20 protein-coding genes are annotated in these 21130 nt (G+C 63.6%); 13 read left to right on the top strand and 7 right to left on the bottom strand.

Going from position 1 to position 21130, the window contains the following annotated elements; translation table 11 throughout:
• Positions 1–37: 37 nt before the first annotated feature.
• Positions 38–517 (bottom strand): heme-degrading domain-containing protein, encoded by a 480-nt coding sequence (locus tag ABRA89_RS10085; RefSeq protein ID WP_349941334.1) that lies wholly within the window; start codon positions 515–517, stop codon positions 38–40.
• Positions 518–595: 78 nt separating this feature from the next.
• A complete protein-coding gene (locus ABRA89_RS10080) occupies positions 596–1411 on the bottom strand; it encodes a DeoR/GlpR family DNA-binding transcription regulator (RefSeq protein WP_349941333.1) in 816 nt (271 codons plus the stop codon).
• A 172-nt stretch (positions 1412–1583) separates the two neighbouring features.
• On the opposite strand from ABRA89_RS10080, the gene ABRA89_RS10075 reads away from it, so the two are divergent.
• From ABRA89_RS10075 to ABRA89_RS10055, 5 genes are all read left to right on the top strand, one after another.
• Positions 1584–2606 carry an oxidoreductase gene (locus ABRA89_RS10075; RefSeq protein ID WP_349941332.1) on the top strand — a complete coding sequence of 341 codons (1023 nt, stop codon included), beginning with the start codon at positions 1584–1586 and terminating at the stop codon, positions 2604–2606.
• Between the two features lie 184 nt (positions 2607–2790).
• Positions 2791–3888: a LacI family DNA-binding transcriptional regulator gene (locus tag ABRA89_RS10070; RefSeq protein ID WP_349941331.1), complete on the top strand. Its 1098-nt coding sequence runs from the start codon at positions 2791–2793 to the stop codon at positions 3886–3888.
• Between the two features lie 315 nt (positions 3889–4203).
• Positions 4204–5742, top strand: coding sequence for a M16 family metallopeptidase (locus tag ABRA89_RS10065; RefSeq protein ID WP_349941330.1), 1539 nt, complete (start codon positions 4204–4206; stop codon positions 5740–5742).
• An 87-nt stretch (positions 5743–5829) separates the two neighbouring features.
• Entirely contained in the window at positions 5830–7149 is a 1320-nt protein-coding gene (locus ABRA89_RS10060) for a M16 family metallopeptidase (protein ID WP_349941453.1), read from the top strand.
• A gap of 8 nt (positions 7150–7157) precedes the next feature.
• The gene (locus tag ABRA89_RS10055; RefSeq protein ID WP_349941329.1) at positions 7158–8072 is read left to right on the top strand and encodes a patatin-like phospholipase family protein; all 915 of its coding nucleotides are present in this window, start codon (positions 7158–7160) and stop codon (positions 8070–8072) included.
• 31 nt (positions 8073–8103) lie between these two features.
• Here ABRA89_RS10055 and ABRA89_RS10050 read toward each other — a convergent pair whose 3' ends face one another.
• A complete protein-coding gene (locus ABRA89_RS10050; RefSeq protein ID WP_349941328.1) occupies positions 8104–9144 on the bottom strand; it encodes a DNA topoisomerase IB in 1041 nt (346 codons plus the stop codon).
• 202 nt (positions 9145–9346) lie between these two features.
• On the opposite strand from ABRA89_RS10050, the gene ABRA89_RS10045 reads away from it, so the two are divergent.
• A complete protein-coding gene (locus ABRA89_RS10045) occupies positions 9347–9568 on the top strand; it encodes a hypervirulence associated TUDOR domain-containing protein (RefSeq protein WP_349941327.1) in 222 nt (73 codons plus the stop codon).
• Between the two features lie 72 nt (positions 9569–9640).
• Here the strand turns inward: ABRA89_RS10045 and ABRA89_RS10040 are convergent, their stop codons facing one another.
• A complete protein-coding gene (locus ABRA89_RS10040; protein ID WP_349941326.1) occupies positions 9641–9913 on the bottom strand; it encodes a hypothetical protein in 273 nt (90 codons plus the stop codon).
• Positions 9914–10106: 193 nt separating this feature from the next.
• A complete protein-coding gene (locus tag ABRA89_RS10035) occupies positions 10107–12005 on the bottom strand; it encodes a monovalent cation:proton antiporter-2 (CPA2) family protein (RefSeq protein ID WP_349941325.1) in 1899 nt (632 codons plus the stop codon).
• Between the two features lie 121 nt (positions 12006–12126).
• Here ABRA89_RS10035 and ABRA89_RS10030 point away from each other — a divergent pair, with 121 nt between their 5' ends.
• The 6 genes from ABRA89_RS10030 to lpxK all read left to right on the top strand — a co-directional run bounded on the left by ABRA89_RS10030 (position 12127) and on the right by lpxK (position 17779).
• Positions 12127–13470 carry a TldD/PmbA family protein gene (locus ABRA89_RS10030; protein ID WP_349941452.1) on the top strand — a complete coding sequence of 448 codons (1344 nt, stop codon included), beginning with the start codon at positions 12127–12129 and terminating at the stop codon, positions 13468–13470.
• 8 nt (positions 13471–13478) lie between these two features.
• Complete coding sequence (locus ABRA89_RS10025) at positions 13479–14288, top strand: 3'(2'),5'-bisphosphate nucleotidase CysQ (protein ID WP_349941324.1); 810 nt, start codon at positions 13479–13481, stop codon at positions 14286–14288.
• 92 nt (positions 14289–14380) lie between these two features.
• On the top strand, positions 14381–14614 hold the full coding sequence (locus ABRA89_RS10020; protein WP_349941323.1) for a DUF4170 domain-containing protein: 234 nt from the start codon (positions 14381–14383) through the stop codon (positions 14612–14614).
• Positions 14615–14640: 26 nt separating this feature from the next.
• The gene (locus tag ABRA89_RS10015; RefSeq protein WP_349941322.1) at positions 14641–15429 is read left to right on the top strand and encodes a lysophospholipid acyltransferase family protein; all 789 of its coding nucleotides are present in this window, start codon (positions 14641–14643) and stop codon (positions 15427–15429) included.
• On the top strand, positions 15426–16757 hold the full coding sequence (waaA, locus tag ABRA89_RS10010; RefSeq protein ID WP_349941321.1) for a lipid IV(A) 3-deoxy-D-manno-octulosonic acid transferase: 1332 nt from the start codon (positions 15426–15428) through the stop codon (positions 16755–16757). Before ABRA89_RS10015 ends, waaA begins: the two co-directional genes overlap by 4 nt.
• On the top strand, positions 16754–17779 hold the full coding sequence (lpxK, locus tag ABRA89_RS10005) for a tetraacyldisaccharide 4'-kinase (RefSeq protein WP_349941320.1): 1026 nt from the start codon (positions 16754–16756) through the stop codon (positions 17777–17779). Before waaA ends, lpxK begins: the two co-directional genes overlap by 4 nt.
• Before the next feature lie 19 nt (positions 17780–17798).
• Here the strand turns inward: lpxK and ABRA89_RS10000 are convergent, their stop codons facing one another.
• Positions 17799–18011 carry a DUF2093 domain-containing protein gene (locus tag ABRA89_RS10000; RefSeq protein ID WP_349941318.1) on the bottom strand — a complete coding sequence of 71 codons (213 nt, stop codon included), beginning with the start codon at positions 18009–18011 and terminating at the stop codon, positions 17799–17801.
• A gap of 212 nt (positions 18012–18223) precedes the next feature.
• Here ABRA89_RS10000 and ABRA89_RS09995 point away from each other — a divergent pair, with 212 nt between their 5' ends.
• A complete protein-coding gene (locus ABRA89_RS09995) occupies positions 18224–19174 on the top strand; it encodes a calcium/sodium antiporter (RefSeq protein WP_349941317.1) in 951 nt (316 codons plus the stop codon).
• Between the two features lie 9 nt (positions 19175–19183).
• Here ABRA89_RS09995 and mutL read toward each other — a convergent pair whose 3' ends face one another.
• The gene (gene mutL / locus ABRA89_RS09990) at positions 19184–21109 is read right to left on the bottom strand and encodes a DNA mismatch repair endonuclease MutL (protein WP_349941451.1); all 1926 of its coding nucleotides are present in this window, start codon (positions 21107–21109) and stop codon (positions 19184–19186) included.
• Between the last annotated feature and the right edge of the window lie 21 nt (positions 21110–21130).

Here is a 21130-nt window from a genome sequence, read left to right as displayed (position 1 = left end):
GGCAGGGCCGCACTGACCGCCGCGCCGGCCAGAGGCTTTAGCGGGATCGTGCCCGAACGGATGCCAGCGCCTCGACGACCATGCGATGGTCCTCGGTCTGGGCAAGACCCGACACAGTCACGGCCGCGACGACGCCGGTGCCTGCGACGCGGATCGGGAAGCTGCCGCCGTGATTGGCATATGCAGCGGTCTCCATTCCGAGCTCCGGTCCCACCGTCTTGCCGGCTTGCTTGAACTGCACGCCGCCCAGCATCGAGGAGCAATGCATGCGCAGGACGAAATTGCTCTTGCGCTGCGCCCAGACATCGTTGTCGGGCGCAGCGCCCGGGAGCGCGACATGAAAGAGCGTGCGGTCGGAGGTGCGGATATCGATGACGATCGGCGCCTTGGCTGAAAGGCCTGCTTCGACAAGGGACATCCCGACTGCGATGGCGGTGTTTTCGTCGAAGGACGGGAAGACGAGATCGGCCTCGTGCTTTTTGAGTTCGTCCTCGGAAGGGAAATCCGTCTTCGCCATGCCTAAGGTTCCTTTTTGTGATGATGATTCAGGCGCTTCTCACGCGGCCGCGGGATGATCTTTCGATCCGGGAAACACTCACGCCGCATCGAGGTTGGGCCCGGGTTCCGATCCATCCGGTTCCGGGCCGCTGGCCGCGCTCGACGGCGCACTCTCTTCGTCGCTGACGATGGTGTCGAAGGCTTCGAGGCCGGCGACGAAGAAGGGCTCACGGCGTCCGAATTTGGTATGATCGGCGACCAGCATTCGCTTCGCGCTCACCTGCATCATGGCCCGCTTGGCAGCGCAGTCCCATTCCTCGCTCGCGGTAACGCCGAAGGCCGTCTCGACGGCGCAAGCTCCCATCACACTTGTCGTCGCACGATAGGAGCGGATCGCCTCCACCGTCGCAGCCCCGCGAAACAGCCGCTGCTCGCCGTCCCATTCACCGCCGAGCATGATCAGTCGCACGTCCTTACGGGCGGAGAGGGCGACCGCGACGTCGAGCGAAAGCGTGATCACGGTGAACGGGCCCGGCGGCAACCGTTTTGCCACCTCCAGCGTCGTCTGGCCTGCATCGATCATCAAGGTCGAGCCCGGCGACAGATGACGCACAGCCTCCTCGCCGATCTTTGCTTTCGCATCCGGAGTGATTTGCCCGCGCACATCGCGCCGCATGCTGGGCACGTCGAGGCTAACGGCGCCGCCATGGGTCTTCTGCAGAAAGCCTTCGCTCGAAAGAGCCTCCAGATCGCGCCGGATCGTGTCGTCCGAAACCGCGAAACGCTGGCCGAGATCACGCACCCTGACCCGCCCCTCGTCGACGAGCAGGGAAAGGATAGTCTTGCGGCGCTGTTCCAGCTTCATGCCGAATTCATAGCCCAGACGCGGGATTACGGCAAGAAACCCGCACAATTCGCCATCGTATTCGGCAAAAAGACCTTTAATCTGCGGGGAATCGGCTTGACTTATGCGGTTATCGTTCGAAAACCTGCATTGAAAAACGCACGGGCTGACGGGCGCAGGGGCGGACGAGAGTCGCCCGACTTGACGCTCGCGGATAGAACGAGAACCAAAGGAACGACGCATGACGGAACTCAATGTCGGCCTCATCGGCTTTGGCCTCGCCGGATCGGTGTTTCACGCGCCGCTGATCGCCGCCGAGCCACGTATGAAGCTCACCGCCGTCAGTACCTCGCGCGATCTTCCGGAGGAGTTCGCTTCTGCCCGCACCTATGCCGACCCGAAGGAACTGATCGCCGATCCCGAGATCGATCTCGTCGCGATCGCCTCGCCGAACCCCAGCCACGCGCCGCTTGCCCGCGCCGCACTCATGGCCGGCAAGCATGTGGTCATCGACAAGCCCTTCGCCATCGACACCCGCGAGGCTCAAGGGCTAATCGATCTCGCCAATCTTCAGGGCCGTCATCTCTCGGTCTTCCAGAACCGGCGCTGGGACGGCAATTTCATCACCGTTCGTGAGCTTCTCGATGAGAGCGCGGTCGGTGAAGTGCGCTATTGCGAGATCCATTTCGACCGCTTCCGAGCCAAGCCCAAGGAAGGTTGGCGGGAAACCGTCGCGCCCGGCTCCGGTGTCCTCTATGATCTCGGACCGCATCTTCTCGATCAGGCCCTCTGCCTGTTCGGCAAGCCGAAATGGCTCTTTGCCGACGTCGCTACCCAGCGCGATGGCGCCAAGGTGGACGACTATTTCCACATCATCCTCGACTATGACCGCACACGCGTCGTCGTCCACGCCTCGACGCTGACGGCCAAGACGGGCCCGCGCCTCATTGCCCACGGCATGAAAGGTAGTCTCTATCAGTACGGGATGGACCAGCAGGAGCCTCAGCTCATCGAGGGCTTAAGGCCCGGCCAGCCCGGCTGGGGCGAGGCGGAGGAGGTCTCCGTGACGATCAGCGACGGCGAGAGCGAGCGCCAGGTCGCGCCGAAGCCGGGCTCTTACGAAAACTTCTATCGAGCCGTCGCCGCCGCGATCCGCGACGGGGCCCCGACGCCGGTCACCCACGACGAGGCGTACACTCTGATGACAATGCTCGAAGCCGCCCGCCGCAGCGCCGAAGAAGGTCGCAAGATCGCGATCCTCTGAGGCGGCGATACCGGTTCCGACATCACGAGGGGAGAGGTTTCCGGCAAGAGAGCCGCTCCCATTTGTCACGGCGTTTCAGTCAAACTGGCGGTGAACCGAAGCGGTTTCGAGTGAAATCCGGTCGCCCGGCAGGCTCGGATCGGCTATGGACTGGCTGCAATCTGAAAGGGAGACGCCAGATCCGATGAAGCCGCCGGTCGAGCGTAGACGGGTCACGATCCTCGATGTTGCGCGGGAGGCGGGGGTTTCGAAGTCTTCGGTCTCGCTCGTCCTGCGCGGCTCGCCGGCGGTGAGTGCGGAGACCAAGGAGTGTGTTCGGGCGGCCGCGCAAACTCTCGGATATATCTACAATCGCGGCGCGGCTTCGCTCAGGATGGCGCAGAGCCGGTTCGTTGCGCTGGTCATTCCCGATCTCACCAATCCTTTCTTCGCCCAGCTCGCCGTTGCGGTGGAGGCGGCGCTCTCGGAGAAGGATTACGTACCGCTGCTGGCCAATACGGGCGACGACCGCAAGCGGCAGACCGACGTCCTGCGCACGATGCGCGAATACGGCGTTGCCGGCGTGATCATGAGCCCTGCGCACGGAACGGCCTATGCAGAGATCGCAGGGCTCGGCATTCCGGCTGTCGGCGTCATGCGGCGGCTGACGGACGGTCTCTCCGACGAGCTTCCCTATATCGGGCCGGACAATACGGCCGGCGCGCGCGCCCTGACGCGCTATCTGATCGAACTTGGCCATCGCAGACTCGCCTTTCTCGGCGGCTACCAGGACATGTCGACGCTCGGCGAACGCTTGAGAGGTTTTCAGGAAGCGCTGGCGGAAGTGGGGCTTGATCCGGAGGCAGCCCCGATTCATGAGAGCCTCCCCTCCCGCGCCGGCGGGCAGGACGCGGCGCTTCGAGCGATTGCGAGGGATGCGGCCGAGCGGCCTACGGCTCTGGTCGCCTATAACGACGTGGTCGCCTTCGGGGCAAACCGGGTGCTCGTCGATGCGGGGCTTCGGGCTGGGCGGGATATGGCGCTGACGGGCTTCGACGACGTCGCCGAAGCGAGCCACAACGCGCCGCCGCTCACCACCGTCGATGTCGGGATCGACCGTCTTGGCCGGATCGCGGCAGAGGCTTTGGTCGCCCGGATCGAGGGTGCGGAGACTGCGGCCGAGACAATCGTACCGGTGGAGCTGAAGGTGCGGGAATCGAGCGGGCCAAGGCTCGGCGGCGCGGGTTTGTCAGACGCGGCGGAGAAGGGAAACCTGCACGCCCTATCGGGTCCTTTACGCTGAAAGCGCCTCCCCTGAAAGTGTATCTCCCGATGGTATCTTCCCGAAACCAGCCGGTCGTATCGATGCGAACCATAGTGCCAGTTGGTGCGTGCGGAGCCAGTGCCTCTCGACCCCGCGAGAGATCATTTCGCAGCAGTCGCCGAGGAGCAGCTTGACCAAAACCCGACAATCGGAGAGCTCTCCGTCGTACTCAAAGATAGATAGCGCGGCGGCCCACGCATTCCGACCGGCTAACGAAACCGTAACTGGTATTGCGTCGGTCCGGCGCTCATATCTGCGCTACGAAAATTTCGATACGTATATGAGGACCGCCCGTTGATCGCTGCGACCCTGCGCCGAACCCTCGTTCCCGCTCTTGCCCTTTCCGTCGCCTTTGCGCCGGGCGCTTTCGCGCAGAGTGGGCAGTCCGGGACCGAAACCGCCCAGACCGAGACAACGACCTCCGATGCTCAGGACGTCGCGATCCCGGAAAAGCGGGTGACGAGTTTCACCCTCGACAACGGGCTTCAGGTGGTCGTCCTGCCGGACCGGCGGGCGCCGGTGGTCACGCAGATGATCTACTATAAGGTCGGCGCAGCGGACGAGGCGCCGGGTGAAAGCGGCGTTGCCCACTTCCTCGAACATCTGATGTTCAAGGGCACCAAGAAATATCCCGAGGGCGAGTTTTCACAGAAGGTCGCGGAAGTGGGTGGCCAGGAAAACGCCTTCACCACGGACGATTACACCGGCTATTATCAGCAGGTCGCCTCCGATCAGCTCGAGATGATCATGACCTACGAGGCGGACCGGATGAGCAATCTGGTGCTGACCGACGAGGTGGTTCTGCCCGAGCGCGACGTGATCCTGGAAGAGCGCCGGATGCGTGTCGGCAACGAGCCGGGCTCGCAGCTGGCCGAGATCGTGCAGGCGACGCTTTACGCCAATTCGCCTTATGGCACGCCGGTGATCGGCTGGGAGAACGAGATCTCCTCCCTGACGCGCGAAGATGCGATCGCCTTCTACGACAAATATTACACGCCCTCGAACGCGATCCTCCTGATCGCCGGCGACGTGACGGTCGACGAGGTGCGCGAGCTGGCCGAGAAGACCTATGGCCAGATCGAGCAGCGCGCCGATGTAGGCGAGCGCGAGCGCCCGATTGAGCCCGAGCCGCGGGCTGAACGCACCGTGACCCTCCGCGATGCCCGGGTGACCCAGCCTTCCTTCAACACCTCCTATCTCGTGCCGTCCGAGACGACGGCCGACGAGGGGGAAGCGGCGGCCCTGGACGTTCTATCCGACGTGCTCGGCGGCGGAACGACCAGCCGGCTCTATCGCGACCTCATCGTCGAGAAGGGCATCGCAGCCGGGGCCGGAGCCTATTATCGGAACTCGGCTCTCGAAGAGGGCGTCTTCGTTGTCTACGGCACGCCGCGCGGCGGTGCGAGTCTCGATGCGGTCGAAGATGCGGTGAAGGCCGAAATCGACGAACTCATCGAGAACGGCATCACCGAGGAAGAGCTGGAACGGGCGAAGAACCGGGTTCGCAAAGGCGTCATTTTTCTGCGCGACAGCCAGACAGCAATGGCACAGCGCTACGCCACGGCACTCGCGACGGGTCGCACGATCGAGGATGTCGAGGCCTGGCCGGAGCGGATCGAGGCGGTGACCGTCGAGGATGTGCAGGCCGTCGCCAAGAAATATCTCCAGTCGCAGCGCTCGGTGACCGGCTATCTTCTGCCCGAGAAGACGGAAAGCGCGGAAGCCGCGACGCCGGAGAATACGACGGGCACTGAGGATTCCTCTGCCGCGCAACCATCTTCCACGCCGGCGGCGCCGGCTGAAGAGGGCGCGGTTGAAGAGAGCCCCTCCTGACGCGCTTAGCCCTGCGGACTGCCCTTGAGAGCAGTGCGCGCGTTTCGTTCACCTGAGATACGACCATTCCCGGATGGGACCCGAATGATGACATTCTTCAAGACCTCTTCCATCGCGGGCGCGGCGGCTATCGCCTTCTCGCTCGTTCTGCCCGCCACCGCCGAAGCCGTCGATATCCAGAAGGTGACGAGCGAGGGCGGCATCGAGGCGCTTCTCGTCGAGGATCACACCAATCCCCTGATCGCGATGGAGTTTGCCTTCAAAGGCGCGGGCTCCGTGCAGGATCCGGACGGCAAAGCCGGCCTCGCCAATCTCCTTTCCGGCCTTCTGGATGAGGGCGCGGGTGATATCGAAAGTGCCGAATTTCAGCAAAAGCTCGACGATCTCGGCGTGTCGCTGAGCTTCGAAGCGAGCCGCGACGAGTTCAAGGGCTCGATCAACGCGATCACCGAGTTCTCGGGCGAGGCCTTCGATCTTACCAATCTGGCGCTCACCCAGCCGCGCTTCGACGAGGAACCGGTTTCGCGCATTCGTGGACAGATCGCGACGGGTATCCGCGCCGACGAGAACGATCCCGGCGAACTTGCATCGAAGGCGTTCAGCGAGACCCTCTTTCCGGACCACCCTTACGGCCGCGAAAGCAAGGGCACGATCGAAAGCCTCGAAGGGATCGAGGCGATTGATCTCGACCGCTTCGTCGACGAAAAGTTCGCCAAGGACAATCTCATCGTCGGCGTTGTCGGCGACATCACGCCGGAGCGGTTGAAGAGCGTTCTCGATCAGGTGTTCGGTGACCTGCCGGAGACGGCGCAGCTCGAGGAGGTCGCCGATATCCAGCCGGAGTTCGGAGAGCGGGTCGCGATCGACCTCGCCGTGCCCCAGACGACCATCCAGTTCGCGCTGCCGGGCGTCAAACGCGACGATCCGGAATTCTTTGCAGCCTATCTCATGAACCACGTGCTGGGCGGCGGTTCTTTCACCTCGCGGCTCTATGAGGAAATTCGCGAAAAACGCGGGCTTGCCTATGGAGCGGGTTCCTGGCTTGCAAGCTACGAGCATGCGGCTGTCCTCGGCGCCTCCACGGCGACGCGCGCCGATGCCGCCGAAGAGAGCATCCGCATCATCCGCGAAGAGCTCAAGCGCATGGCGGAAGAGGGACCGACGGACGAGGAGCTCGCCAAGGCAAAGACCTACGTGAAGGGCTCCTACGCCGTGCGCAATCTCGACTCTTCCGGCTCCATTGCCAGCACACTGGTCGGTATCCAGCTTGACGATCTCGGTATGGATTATATCGATACGCGGCAGGATCAGATCGACGCGGTGACCATGGATCAGGTGAAGGCAGCAGCGCAGAAACTGCTCTCGGTCGAGCCGACGGTGATCACCGTCGGTCCCGCCGGAGCCTGACGCAAACCATGGCGCGCATCGGTCTTGCCCTCGGCGGCGGCGGTGCGCGCGGTATTGCGCATATTCATGTTCTCGCAGCCTTCGACGAGCTGGGCCTGAAGCCTGTCCGGGTCGTCGGGTCGTCGATCGGCGCGATCATAGGTGCCGGCTATTGCTCGGGCCTCGATGCGCGGGAAATCGCCGAATTCATGGTCGGCTCCTTCGCCCATCGTCGGGATATCGTCGCCAAGCTCTGGCAGACGCGACCGGCAAGCCTGCGCGACTTCCTCGACGATGGCGGTTTTCGTATCGGCCAGTTGAACGTCGAACGCATCGTGGCGGCTTTCCTGCCGGCGCAGGTGCCGAAGACCTTCGACAAGCTTGAACTTCCGCTCGGCGTCATGGCGACGGACTATTACCGCCGCCTGGAATGCGAACTCGATACGGGCGAAATCGTCTCGGCGCTCGCGGCGTCGTCCGCGCTGCCGGCAATCTTCCGGCCTGTGCGCCGGGAGGGGCGCATCCTCGTGGATGGCGGCATCTACAATCCGCTGCCTTACGACCGGCTGAAGGGCCGCTGCGAGGTCACCGTCGCGGTCGACGTGAATGGTGGTCCGGAAGGCGATCCCAGTATCGTGCCGGCGACGATGGAGGCGATGATCGGCTCCTCCCAGCTGATGATGCAGTCGGTGATCGATCTGAAGGTTCGTTCCGACCCACCGAGCATCCTCGTCCGCCCCCGCGTCTCGCCCTATAGGGTACTCGATTTCTTGAAAGCTCAGGAGATTCTGGATGCGACCAGCCCGATCAAGGACGATGTGAAGCGAGCTATCGAGAATGCGGTGGCGACCGAAGAGACCGGCATCGAAACGGGCGCCTTCATAGAGGTCATCGGCACCGACCGGTCCGGTGTGCAGCACGAGAACTCCGCCATCGCGCGGTAGGCTCGCAGAAACAACTTCCTGACCGGCCGATTTATCGCGGCGTCGTCTCCTCGAGAAAGCGCATCAGGCCCGTCTCTTCCTGATTGAGACCTTTTCGCAGGCGACCTTTCATCAGGTCGGGCGACAGCGTGCCATCCTCGTAAGCCGAGACGATGCGGGGGTGGACGTAGGACGAGCGGGCGACCGCCGGCGTGTTGCGGAGCCGCTCGGAGACCGACCGCATGGCGGCGGCAACTGCCTTCTTGCGCTTGGTCTCGCTCTCGGCCTCCAGCGCCTTGTCGTCCGTACAGAGAAAACGCAGCGCCTCGACCGAGCCGTGAAAGGTGCGAAAGTCCTTGGCCGAGATGCGCTTGCCGGAGGCGTCCCGCATGTAGGTGTTGAGGACACCGGCGGTCATCGTGCGGCTCTTGCGATTCTTGCCGGGGAACTTGAAAAGGCGCGAGCCTTGGCCCTTGCGTACGTTTTCGAGATTCTTCACCAGCGGCTTTTCCCGGATTTCGATCTCATGCTCCTTGCCGGATTTTCCCGTGAACTTGAGCTTGGCGACGCGGTTCTTCGAAATGCGCAGGTTCTTGCGGCGGAGGGAGGCGACGCCCCGCCCGCCGTCGGCGGCGTATTTCTCATGACCGGGCCGCATGGCGGCGAGATCGACTAGGCGGGTCGCGGTCGCTGCGGCAAAGCGCTTGTCGCGCTTGCGCCGCTTCATGTCCCGGGAAACGACGGTTCTCAGCTTGGGAAGGGCGCGTCCGAAGCGCATGAGACGTTCCGCCTTCACGGCGTTCCGCACATCCACCCACCGGTCGTGATAGCGGTATTGCAGCCGGCCTTTCTCGTCCCGCCCGATCGCCTGGATATGGCCGTTGCCGTCGATGCAGATGCGAACATCCTCCCAAGCCGGCGGCAGCACGAGCTCGTCGATCCTCTGCTTGAGCCGTTCGTCGGCGACGTCCTCACCTGAAAGGAAGCATATGCGATGGCCGTCGTCGAGCTTCTGCCGCTCGATCTCGAAGCTTTCGGGATCGACGATGGAAAGGCCGACGATTTCGGCGTGATGGGCGAGGCGAGGATTCATGGAGCGCGTTGCGGCCATCTCTGAAAGGTCGAAAACGAGACTCCAAACCCTGCGCAGAGCCGCGGGTTCCGGAACGCTACCAAATGCCGCGTCGGTTTCCGCAGGTCACTGAAGTGGCAGTTGCGACAAAGCGCTCATGTTTGGGAACGATGGCCCACGATCCAAGCTTTCATGCCTCAGTACCAACGAGAGGCATCGAGCAATGGTCGCATTTCAGAAGGGGCAATACGTTGCGTGGAATTGGGGCAATGGCACCGCCAAGGGCAAGGTGCAGGACCACTGGGCCGAAGAGGTCACCAAGACGATCGATGGCAGCGAGATCACCCGCAAGGGCGAAGAGGGCAACGAGGCCTATCTGATCGAGCAGGACGATGGATCGAAGGTGCTGAAGCTCGCTTCGGAACTGCACAAGCCCGACGATTGATGCGCGCACGCCGCGCGCGCCTAATTCCGCTCCTCGAAGGCGGTCGTCTCCGCTGTCCGAGCTCGGGAAAGCTTATCGTTTCTTGTCGACCGGTTTGCGCTTGAGCCTGCACACTTTCGTCTTTGAACCGTCGCGGTTCTGCCGGATCACGCATCCGGCCTTCTTCGGCTGGTTTTCGTAGATGTAGTACTCGCCGCGGCGTTCGCGCGTGAAGGTCTGGTTCGACACGTCATGTCCTCCGATGCGGACATTGTCGCCGAACCGAACCTCCGCCATTGCCGTCTGCGCAAAGGCGAAGTTGGCCAAAAGTACCGCGGCGATCGCGAGCGTGAAAATGCGGTTCATAGTCGGGGACTCATCGTGCGTTATGCGTGTTCGGGTAGCGGATGACAGGAGAACGCGGCGGAACATTGTTCGCTGACCGCATAATGCGGTCTACGCCTTTAAGAGATAAAGGCGCAAAGCCTGATGCAGTCGTTTCTTTTCGAAACGCGCCAGATTGCCGAAACTCCAGTCTCCGCTGTTTACGCGCCGTTTTTTAACGTCGGGCCTGTTTCCGGAAACTGAGACGGCGGCCACGGAATGGGCGGCCCCGCCGCCGCCGCCGGGGTGCGGTATCGTCGATGACGTCGTCCTGATCCTCCGATCCGTCGCCGGCGTTCTCTACGGCCTGGAGCGCGGCGTGGGGCTCGACGAGTGGCTCGGGTTTCACAGCCTGAGTCATCACCATGTCCGCCCCGGCGGTGGTGCCTTCGGACTCCTGCAGTTTGAGACGTTTGGCGTCCCGGCTCCGGACGTCCGCGATGATCCGCCGCGCCAGCTGGTCTTCGACCCCGAGCGAGGTGAGGGTCGCGCCGCCGAAGGCAAGGGCGGACTCCACCGTTTCGCGGATTTCGTAGTCGACGCCGCGGGCCCTGAGGGCGAGAGCGTGGTTGCGGTCATAGGCGCGCACATAGAGCTTCACGTTCGGAAACTCCTCGCGAATGAGATCGACGACGCGATTGGTCGTTTCCTGCTTGTTCGTGCAGATCGCGACGATCTTGGCGCGGCGGATACCGGCCGCTTCCAGCACATCCTTGCGCATGCCCGAACCGAAGAAAATGCGGAAGCCGAACTTGGTCGCTGTTCGAATGCGCTCGGCCGACGAATCGAGGATCGTCACGTCCCGGCCGCTCGACAGGAGAACCTGCGCCACCATCTGGCCGAAGCGGGAAAAGCCGATGAGGAGGACGTCGGACCCGGCGCCCTCGAAGTCCTCGTCCATCTCCTCCTCCTCCTCGTCCTCACCCCGACTGAGGGCGAGTTTGGCAAGGTAAGTGGAGAGAGGGGTCAGCGCCATCGAAAGGGTCGTGACGGCGATCAGGAGCGAGGAGATTTCGGCAGAGACAATACTGTCTGCCGCAGCGGCCGAGAAGATCACGAAACCGAATTCGCCGGCCTGCGATAGAAGCCCCGAGACCCGAATGGCGCTGTCATGGCCTTCGCCGAAAAGGCGCGAAAGGCCGTAGAGCAGCCCAGCTTTGCTGATCATCAGGGCCGGCGCGGCGAGGAGTATGATCATCCAGTCGTCGATCAGGACCCCGAGGTCGATCGAAAGGCCGACACCGATGAAGAAGAGGCCGAGAAGCAGGCCGCGAAACGGCTCGATATTGGCTTCGAGCTCGTGGCGATAGGAGGATTCGGCCAGAAGCACGCCGGCGATGAAGGCTCCCATGGCCATGGAGAAGCCGGCCGCCGCCATCAGCATGGCCGATCCGAGGACCACGAAGAGCGCCGCGCCCAGCATCACCTCGCGCGCACCGGCCGAGGCCATGATGCGGAAGAGCGGATTGAGCAGGAACCGGCCGCCGACAATCAGGCCGACGACGGCTCCGACCGAGATCGCGATCTGGGTGATGTTGATCTCGGTATCGGAGGAATAGGGTGCGAGGAACGGGATGATTGCGAGGATGGGTACGACAGCGAGGTCCTGAAACAGCAGGACCGAGAAAGCAGACTGACCATGCCGCGTATTGGTTTCGCCCTGCTCCTCGAGAATCTGAAGGCCGAAAGCGGTCGAGGACAGTGCGAAGCCGAAACCGATGACGATCGCGGCGGGTATCTCGAAACCGAGGAGATAGGCGACGACGCCGATGCCGAGCGCGGTGACCATAACCTGCGCGGCGCCAAGGCCGAAAATCTGCCGGCGCAACGACCAGAGCCGGGAGAGCTTCAGTTCGAGGCCGATGATGAAGAGCAGGAAGACGACGCCGAGTTCGCCGATATGGAGAATTTCCTCCCCGTCGCGGATCAGTCCCAGAAGGGGGCCCATCGCGATGCCGGCCATGAGATAGCCGAGCACGGTCCCGAGCCCGATCCGCTTGAACAGCGTACCGGCGACGATGCCGCCGCCCAAAAGCAGGATGATCTCAAGGAAATAGCTGCTTGCGTGTTCCAAAACTCGTCCATCGATTCGAGGGGTCACCGTTTATTCTAGTATTGCTCGCCGAAAAACGCGAAGCCTTGATGGCAGAGGGCCCGGACAATAAATGCGGATGAACGACCTCACGACGGATCGCATTTTCATGGACCAGAACACGACGCGGCTCTTGAACGTCGCCGAACGCCTGCTCGAACGGGTAAAACAGGCGGGCGCGGACGCTGCCGACGTCGCGGTGGCCACCGCGACCAGCAAGGGCGTAGACGTGCGTCTTGGCAAAGTCGAGGAGACGGAGAGTTCGGAGACCGAGAGCGTCTCGCTGCGGGTCTTCGTGGGTAATCGCGTCGCCAGTGTTTCGGGTGATACACGCTCCGATCTCTCGATGCTCGCCGAGCGGGCGGTCGCAATGGCGAAGGTTTCGCCGCCCGACGAGTTCGCCAGCCTCGCCGATCCCGAGCGGCTCGCAAAGGACATGATCGATCTCGACCAGTTCGATCCGACCGAACTCGCCTCTGACCAGCTGCGCGACGCAGCGCTTGCCATGGAAGATGCCGCGCGCGCCGTGCCGGGCGTCACCAATTCGGGGGGCGCAAGTGCCGGGTCGGGCAGCGTAAGCCTCGTTCTGGCGACCACGACCGGCTTTCGCGGACATCGTACGCGCACCTCCTTCTCGCGATCTGTCAGCGTCGTTGGCGGCGAAGGGACGCGCATGCAGCGCGACTACGACTTCGACAGCCGCCTCCATTATGGCGATCTCGACGCCCCCGAGGCGATCGGCCTGCGGGCGGGTGAGCGTGTGGTCAAACGGCTCGATCCCGGCGGCATGCCGACCGGTCGGCTGCCTATCGTCTTCGATCCCCGCGTTTCGCGCGGGCTGATCGCGAGTCTCGTCTCCGCTATCAACGGCGCGGCGATCGCGCGCGGTACGAGCTTCCTGAAGTGCAAAATGGGCGAACAGGTTCTGCCCGAGGCGATGACGCTGACTGACGAGCCGACCCTGAAACGCCGACCGGGTTCGAAGCCCTTCGACGGGGAGGGTATCGCCGGCGAACCGCTGACGCTGGTCGAGAACGGCATCCTGAAGACCTGGCTGCTCGACACGGCCACCGCGAAAGAACTCGGCCTTCAAACCAATGGTCGCGCATCTCGTTCCGGTGCAGGGCTCTCGCCGTCCGCAACCAACGTCATTCTGACGCCCGGCGCGATGTCGCCGGAAGAGCTGATCGCCGATACCGGCACCGGCCTCTACGTGGACGAGATGATCGGCCACGGCGCCAATCTTGTGACTGGCGACTACAGTCGCGGCGCTTCCGGCTTCCTTATCGAGAACGGCAAGCTGACGCGGCCCGTCTCCGAGATCACGATCGCGGGCAATCTCAAGGACATGCTCCTTTCGCTCACCGCCGCCGACGATCTCGACACGCGATTTTCCGTCGTCGCACCCACCCTGCGCGTTGCGCAGATGACGATCGCGGGGCGCTGACGAACACCGTGGACCAGTCCCTTCCTTCCGAAGACACCGAACTGGAACTTCTCGAAAACGCGGCACGCGAAGCGGGTCGTGTCGCCATGTCCTATTTCGGCAAGGACCCGGAAATCTGGTGGAAGGAAAACAACTCGCCGGTTTCGGAAGGCGACTACGCCGTAGATCGCTATCTGAAGAAGACGCTGCTCGAAGCGCGTAACGATTATGGCTGGGTCTCGGAGGAGAGCGTTCTGGACGGTTCGGCGTCGACCACCCATGAAGACCGTTTCTTCGTGGTCGATCCGATCGACGGTACCCGCGCTTATCTGCGAGGCGAAGCGACATGGTGCGTGTCGATCGCGCTGATTTCCGGCAATCGGCCGCTTGCGGGCGCGATCTATGCGCCGGTTCCGAACGAGATGTTCACGGTGACGCGCTCCGGCCATGCCAGGCTCGATGGCGATCATCTTCTGACGGACAATCAGCTGAACGAGCGGCTGGCGATCGCGATGCCGGACAAATTCCGCGCGGCCTATTCGCGTCTCGATCGTTCCGGGCAGAGGCCGGTCGATGCCCATCGCGGTGTGCCCTCGCTCGCCTACCGGCTCTGTCAGGTCGCGGCCGGGCGGCTCGACGCGACTTTGATCCGCCCACGTGCGCACGACTGGGATGTCGCGGCCGGCGATCTGCTTCTGGAAAAAGCGAATGCCGCGCTCGCCAAAGGGGACGGTGCTCCCATCCTTTACACACGTCTTCCGAAACGGCATGGACTTCTCGTGGCAGCCTCGAACGCGGCGATGGCTGATGCCCGCGCTCTCGCGGATGCGGTGATGTGAGAATGTCGCTAAATCGCCTTAACGGCTGGCGATAGACGCGGCGACCGCGATAGTGTCCGCCGGACGAAACGCAAACATGGCGAGCAGATCTCATGGACGAGCAGAAACCAAAGCAATTGCTTCACCTCGTATTCGGCGGCGAGCTGGACGATCTTCAGTCGGTGAACTTCAAGGACCTCAACGACCTCGATATCGTCGGTATCTTTCCCGATTATTCGAGCGCCCTTTCGGCGTGGCGCTCCAAGGCCCAGCAGACGGTCGACAATGCGGCCATGCGCTATTTCATCGTTCACATGCACCGGCTGCTGACCCCGGAACGCACCTGACCGCGGCCGGAACCGGGACGAAGATCATGGACGAGGGAGTCGGCGAGATCGCAAAGCCGCGCGTGAAGAATCCGCCAGGGAGCGGGCTCGCAAAGCGCGTGCGCAGATTTCGCCGCAAGACCTTCAAGTCCATCGGTCGCTCCAAACTGGTCAACTGGTTTGCGGGAACCCTGATTTACCGGCTCATGCGCTTCGTCGAGCGCACGCAGAAACCGGCGACCGATTTCGAGGCGGCCCGGGCGCGGATTTTCGAGCATCATCCGGCGATTGTCGGCATGTGGCATGGCCAGCATCTTCTGGCGCCGATCTTCCGGCCGGTCGAACTGCCCTATGTCGCGCTTCTGTCGCGTAATGCCGATGCGGAGATCAACGCGCAGGTCGTCACCCGTTTCGGAATCGACACCGTGCGCGGCTCGGGCGGACGCGAGGGCGGCACGAAGTCGGACAAGGGCGGTGCTCGGGCGGTGATCGCTCTGCGCAAGGCTCTCAAATCCGGCTACGGTGTCTGCATGATCGCTGACGTGCCCAAGGGCGTACCGCGCGATGCCGGTTACGGTATCGTGACGCTGGCGCGCATTTCCGGCCGGCCGATCCTGCCGAGCGCTGCCGTCACGAGCCGGCGCCGGGTCGTCGCATCCTCCTGGGATAAGACGACGCTGCCGCTGCCGTTCGGCCGCATGGCGGTCGTCGTGGGCGAGCCGATCCACGTGCCGGCCGATGCCGACGAGGCTCTGCTCGAGGAAAAGCGCATCGAGGTGACGAAGGCGATCGAAGCCGCCAACGAACAGGCGATCCGGAGCGTGAGCGCGGCATGAACGCAGGCAAGGCACGTGCGGCCCTTTCGGCATACAAGCTCATCGGCTCAATCGTTTCGCCGGTGCTTCACCCCTATCTCGCCTATCGCACCCGGCAGGGAAAGGAAGACGGCATCCGCAAGCGCGAGCGCTTCGGCTATGCCGGCGCCGAGCGGCCCGAAGGCGTGCCGCTGGTCTGGATTCATGCCGCGAGCGTGGGAGAGACCCTTGCCGTCGCGCCGATCGCACGGCATATCGCGGCGGACGGGCTCTCGGTGCTGATGACGACCGGAACGCGCACCTCGGCCGATATCGTCGAAAAGCGCCTCTCTGATTGCGTTATCCACCAATACGTGCCGCTCGATGTGAAGTCGGCTGTCCGGCGCTTTCTCGACCACTGGCAACCCGACCTCGCGCTCTTTGCCGAGAGCGAACTCTGGCCGATGACGTTGCGCCAACTCTCCGAGCGCAACGTGCCGCAGGTCCTCGTCAATGCGCGCCTTTCCGACCGCTCTTTCGAGCGCTGGAAGAAGGCCCACTGGTTCGCCGAGGCGCTGATCGAGAATTTTGCGCTGATTGTCGCGCAGTCGGAGATCGATGCCGAGCGTTATCGCCTGCTCGGGGCGGGTTCGGTGAGTGTTGCAGGTAATCTCAAGGCCGACTCCGAAGCTCCGAGCGCCGATCAGGATGCCCTTTCGGAGCTTTGGGGGGCGATCGGGAGTCGCCCTGTCTGGGCCGCGTTGTCGACCCATGCCGGCGAGGAACTGGCCGCGGCGGCCTGCCATATCGGGCTGAAGCGCAGGCACAAAGGCCTCCTCACGGTCATCGTGCCGCGCCATGCCGATCGCGGCAACGAAATTGCCGAAAACCTGCGCTCGACCGGGCTTCGTGTCGTCCAGCGCTCGATGGGCGAGGTGCCGACCGATGCGACGGATATCTTCCTCGGCGATACGATGGGCGAGATGGGGCTTTATCTGAGGCTTTCCGATATCGCTTTCATCGGCAAGTCGTTGACGGGGGAGGGAGGGCAGAACCCGATGGAGCCCGCCGTTCTCGGCTGCGCAGTCCTTTCCGGCCGCTACGTGCAGAATTTCCGGGACGTCTACCAGCGTCTTCTGGAGGATGGCGCTTGCGCCATTGTCAAGGACGAGGCGGGCCTGACCCGCGAGGTCGATGCGCTTCTCGGCGATCCCGATCGGCGGGCTGCCATGGGAGCGGCAGGCAAGGAGAGCGTTGCCTCCATGCGCGGCGCGCAGGAGCGCACAATGAAAGCGCTATCGCCCTATCTCAATCCCCTGCGGCTCGCGATCAGCCTGGAAAAACGTTCGCAGAACGGGCGTGCATCGTGAAAGCACCGGCGTTCTGGTGGCAGGCTCCCTCTACGGCATCGACCCTTCTTTCGCCGCTCGGCTATCTCTATGGGCGGATCGCCGCGCGCAATCTGAAGAACGGCAAGCGCGTGTCGTTGCCCATTCCCGTCATCTGCGTCGGCAATCTCACCGTGGGCGGCGCCGGCAAGACGCCGACGGCACTCGCGCTTGCCGAGGCAGCCAAGGCGCTCGGCCGCAAACCGGGTTTCGTCTCGCGCGGCTATGGGAGGCGAGGCCGCAAGCCATTGCTGGTCGATCCAGATAACCACAAGGCCGAGACGACGGGAGACGAGCCGCTGCTTCTTGCCGCGACGGCGCCGACAGCGGTCTGCGCGAACCGCCAGAAGGCAGCCAACCTCCTGATCGAAGATGCGGGCTGCGACTTCGTCATCATGGACGATGGTTTTCAGAGCGCCCAGCTTCAGAGCGACTATGCGCTTCTCGCGGTCGATGCGCGGCGTGGCCTCGGAAATTGGGAGGTGTTTCCCGCCGGCCCCTTGCGCGCGCCACTGAAGACACAGTTCGCCTATCCGTCATCGGTCCTGCTGATCGGCTCTGGCGAGGCGGGTGCGGCGGTCGTCAGCGAAGCCGCACGGTCGAACCATGCGGTGCATCGCGCCCATCTGGTGGCCGAGGATGGCGAACGGCTTTCCGGCATGCGGGTCCTCGCCTTTGCCGGGATCGGCGATCCGCAGAAATTCGTCGAGAGCCTCAAGGCCTGCGGCGCTAAGGTGGAGCGCAGCCGCGCCTTTCCGGATCATCACCGCTATACGGCCGAGGATATTTCCTCGCTTTCCGGTGAGGCCTGGAAGAGCGGGCTGCAACTGGTGACGACCGCGAAGGATGCTGCACGTCTTCGCACCGGCGACGAGGCGGCCCGGCTGTTCCTTAAGGAATGCGAGGTGCTCGAGGTGGCTCTCACCTTTGACGGCGAAACCACGGCGCGATCGATTGTAAAGCAGGCGCTGGCTGAGTTTCACCGCCGTCGCTACGGCGTTTGAGCGTCGAGAAACGAGGCGCTCAGGCCGTGCCGGCGCGAACCTGCTTTTCCCGCTCGAAGACGGCGTCGGCGTCGCGATAGGCTTCCTGGCGTTCGACGCTCCAGTATTTCAGGAGGTCGAGCGGGATCGCCTCGTGGGTGACAGCACAGCGCACATATGCGCCGGACCGCACGACCTGAAAATCGGGCGTTCCATATTTCAGCTTGGCTTCGCCGCCGTCCATGCGGTTCATCGAAGAACTCCGTTGCCTGTCATCGGACACGAGAGGCGCTAACGCCTTTTGCTGATGAAGGCAAATGGCGTAGCGCCGCATGGAGGCAGGGGCGCATTCGTATTGCGGTCGATCGGTTTCGAAATGCCGACGTCTACCATTGCCGCGCTCCGGTTCCCATCTTGCCTATCGAACCATGAAAACGACGAGCGGGCTGAAAGGGACGAAGCGAGGTGGAAGTGTTCGGAGATATCGGGCTCCTGGCCGGCGGTCTCGTTCTTCTTTTTCTGGGCGGTGAAGGTCTCGTCCGCGGCAGCACCGCGATCGCCGAGCGCTCCGGCTTCTCGCGGCTCGTCGTCGGGCTGGTGATCGTCGGCTTCGGCACGAGCTCGCCTGAGCTTCTCGTGTCGGTGCAGGCAGCACTCGGCGGCGCGCCGGACATCGCGATCGGCAATGTCGTCGGGTCGAACATCGCCAATATCCTGCTCATCGTCGGGATTTCGGCGGCAATGGTGCCGCTTATCAACGACGATCCGGCGATCCGACGCGATCTTCTCGTAATGCTCGCAGCCTCGGCGCTGCTGGTTCTGATTTTCCAGGTCGGCATGATCGGGCGCGTTGCCGGAGCCGCGATGTTCGCCGTGCTTCTCGTGTACCTGTCGATGAGCTATCTCGCCGAGAGACGCCGGCTTGCAAGTGCTGCGAGCGAAGACGCCACCGTCGCCGCGCCCAAGATGAAGCCGCTGATCTCGATCGTCGCGGTCGTCGCCGGTATCCTGATGCTGGTTCTCGGCGCGCGTCTGATGGTTGATGGAGCGACGTCGCTCGCACGCCATCTCGGCATTTCCGAAGCCGTGATCGGGCTGACCATCGTTGCGATCGGCACCTCGCTGCCCGAGCTTGCCACCGCGATCATCGCTGCGCGCAAGCGCGAGGTCGACGTCATCCTCGGCAATGTCGTCGGCTCGAACATCTTCAACATTCTCTGTATTCTCGGCATAACGGCGATGATCGAGCCGATCGGCGTCGCGGAGCGCTTCGCCCTGATCGACGGACCGCTGATGCTGGCGTTGTCTTTCGCGAGCGTCGCGGTCCTCTTTGGGTATCGGCGGGTCGGCCGGCGGGCGGGGGCTGCGATGCTCGTGCTCTATGCCGTCTATATCGGGGCGCAGAACGCGGTTTGAGGCCGTTCGCTACCGGCCGAAAAGGGCTTCGAGATCGGATCGCTTCAGCTCGATGAAGGTCGGGCGGCCGTGATTGCAGGTGCCCGAACCCGGCGTCGTCTCCATCTCCCGCAGGAGCGCGTTCATCTCGTCGGGCTTCAGGCGCCGGCCAGTGCGTACCGAGCCGTGGCAGGCGATGGTCGCGGCGACATAGTCGATCCGCGACCGGACACTGTCGCCGGTGCCGAATTCGGCGAGTTCCTCGGCAAGGTCCTTCACCAGCCGCTTGACGTCGCACTGGCCGAGGATCGCGGGGGTCTCGCGCACCGCGATCGCGCCGGGGCCGAAACGTTCGAGATGAAGGCCAAGCGCGGAAAGCCCGTCCGAGGCTTCGGCGAGGCGGTCGGCGTCGTCTTCCGAAAGGTCGACGATCTCTGGGATGAGCAGCATCTGCGAGGCGATCTGCTTTCCGTGGAGCGCGGCTTTCAGGCGTTCGTAGACGAGGCGTTCATGGGCCGCGTGGCCATCGACGAGGACGAGGCCGTCCTCGGTTTCGGCGAGGATGAAGTTCTCGAAGAGCTGCGCCTTGGCCGCGCCGAGTGGATGGGCTTTTTCGACAGCACCATCGGCTTCTCCGGGTGAGACGTCGGTCGACGCGCTCGCATCGAAAGGTGTCTGGCCGTTTTCGGCAAATCCCGAACTAGCCGGCCGCTCCGTCGTTTCGGTGAAGGTGTTGGCCTCGAAAGGCCGATAGGCGGCGCTCGCCGCATCGAAGGGCGTCTTTGGCCGCTCCGGGGCGGAATAGCCGGCAAAGTGAGATGCTCCGAAGGACTTGCGCGGCTTCATGGCAATGTCCGGTGCACCCGGTGAGAACCCGTCGAAGCGGCGCGCAGGCTCCTGCGTTTCGCCCTTCGAGCCACCCGAAAAGCGCGCCATCAGGCCGCTCGCCGCCGCCGTCGAGCCGCGTACGCCCTCGTTCGCCATCGCCTCACGAATCGCGCCGACGATCAGGCCCCGCACCAGCTGGGGATCGCGGAAGCGAACATCGGCCTTGGCGGGGTGGACGTTGACGTCGACTAGGGCGGGATCGAGTTCGACGAAGAGGACGGCAACCGGGTAACGGCCTTTAGCCATCATGTCGGAATAGGCGCCCTGGAGCGCCGAGACCAGCATCTTGTCGCGCACCGGGCGACCGTTGACATAGAAATACTGAGCCAGCGAATTGCCGCGATCAAAGCTCGGTAAGCCAGCAAAGCCCGAGAGATAGACCTCCTCGCGCACCGCCTCGATGGCGACCGCGTTCTCGGCGAACTCCTTGCCGACGACATCGCCGATCCGGGCGAGGGGATCGTCCGACGCAGCGGCCTCCAGTACGAGACGCGAGCGGTCGGGGCCGGAGAGTTCGAAGCGAACGCCCGGAAAGGCGATTGCCAGGCGCTTCACGATGTCGGTGATGGCCGAGGCCTCGGCGCGGTCGCTCTTCAGGAATTTCAGCCGGGCTGGCACGGACTGGAAGAGATCCCGCACCTCCACCGCGGTTCCCTTCGAGAGTCCCGCCGGCATCGGCCCGTCGCAATGGCCGGATGCGACCCGCACCTCGAAGGCTTCCTCGGCGCCTTCTGCGCGCGATGCGAGAGAGAGGCGTGCGACCGAGCCGATCGAGGGCAGGGCTTCCCCGCGAAAGCCGAGGCTCATGATCTTGTCGAGCCCGCCGGACAGTTTCGAGGTACAGTGGCGCTTCACCGCGAGGCGGAGCTCGTCCTTCGGCACGCCCCTGCCGTCGTCGGTGACGCGGATCAGCGTCTTGCCCCCACCGGCCGTCGCGATCTGGATGCGACGCGCGCCGGCGTCGAGAGCGTTTTCGAGGAGCTCCTTCACGACGCTCGCCGGCCGCTCGACCACCTCACCGGCGGCGATCTGATCGATCAGAAATTCGTCGAGTTGGACGATGGGCATGAAGACGCTCGAAGCCGGGTC

Origin of the sequence: Fulvimarina thalattae (assembly GCF_040239565.1) — a bacterium.
GTDB lineage: Bacteria > Pseudomonadota > Alphaproteobacteria > Rhizobiales > Rhizobiaceae > Fulvimarina.
This window is presented reverse-complemented; position numbering and strand designations above follow the sequence as displayed.

What these genes read in the sequence shown, in the direction of transcription:
- ABRA89_RS10085 (WP_349941334.1), bottom strand. Translation starts at nt 517, where the DNA reads ATGGCGAAGACGGATTTCCCTTCCGAGGACGAACTCAAAAAGCACGAG.
- ABRA89_RS10075 (WP_349941332.1), top strand. Translation starts at nt 1,584, where the DNA reads ATGACGGAACTCAATGTCGGCCTCATCGGCTTTGGCCTCGCCGGATCG.
- ABRA89_RS10070 (WP_349941331.1), top strand. Translation starts at nt 2,791, where the DNA reads ATGAAGCCGCCGGTCGAGCGTAGACGGGTCACGATCCTCGATGTTGCG.
- ABRA89_RS10060 (WP_349941453.1), top strand. Translation starts at nt 5,830, where the DNA reads ATGACATTCTTCAAGACCTCTTCCATCGCGGGCGCGGCGGCTATCGCC.
- ABRA89_RS10055 (WP_349941329.1), top strand. Translation starts at nt 7,158, where the DNA reads ATGGCGCGCATCGGTCTTGCCCTCGGCGGCGGCGGTGCGCGCGGTATT.
- ABRA89_RS10050 (WP_349941328.1), bottom strand. Translation starts at nt 9,144, where the DNA reads ATGAATCCTCGCCTCGCCCATCACGCCGAAATCGTCGGCCTTTCCATC.
- ABRA89_RS10045 (WP_349941327.1), top strand. Translation starts at nt 9,347, where the DNA reads ATGGTCGCATTTCAGAAGGGGCAATACGTTGCGTGGAATTGGGGCAAT.
- ABRA89_RS10040 (WP_349941326.1), bottom strand. Translation starts at nt 9,913, where the DNA reads ATGAACCGCATTTTCACGCTCGCGATCGCCGCGGTACTTTTGGCCAAC.
- ABRA89_RS10020 (WP_349941323.1), top strand. Translation starts at nt 14,381, where the DNA reads ATGGACGAGCAGAAACCAAAGCAATTGCTTCACCTCGTATTCGGCGGC.
- ABRA89_RS10015 (WP_349941322.1), top strand. Translation starts at nt 14,641, where the DNA reads ATGGACGAGGGAGTCGGCGAGATCGCAAAGCCGCGCGTGAAGAATCCG.
- waaA (WP_349941321.1), top strand. Translation starts at nt 15,426, where the DNA reads ATGAACGCAGGCAAGGCACGTGCGGCCCTTTCGGCATACAAGCTCATC.
- ABRA89_RS10000 (WP_349941318.1), bottom strand. Translation starts at nt 18,011, where the DNA reads ATGAACCGCATGGACGGCGGCGAAGCCAAGCTGAAATATGGAACGCCC.
- mutL (WP_349941451.1), bottom strand. Translation starts at nt 21,109, where the DNA reads ATGCCCATCGTCCAACTCGACGAATTTCTGATCGATCAGATCGCCGCC.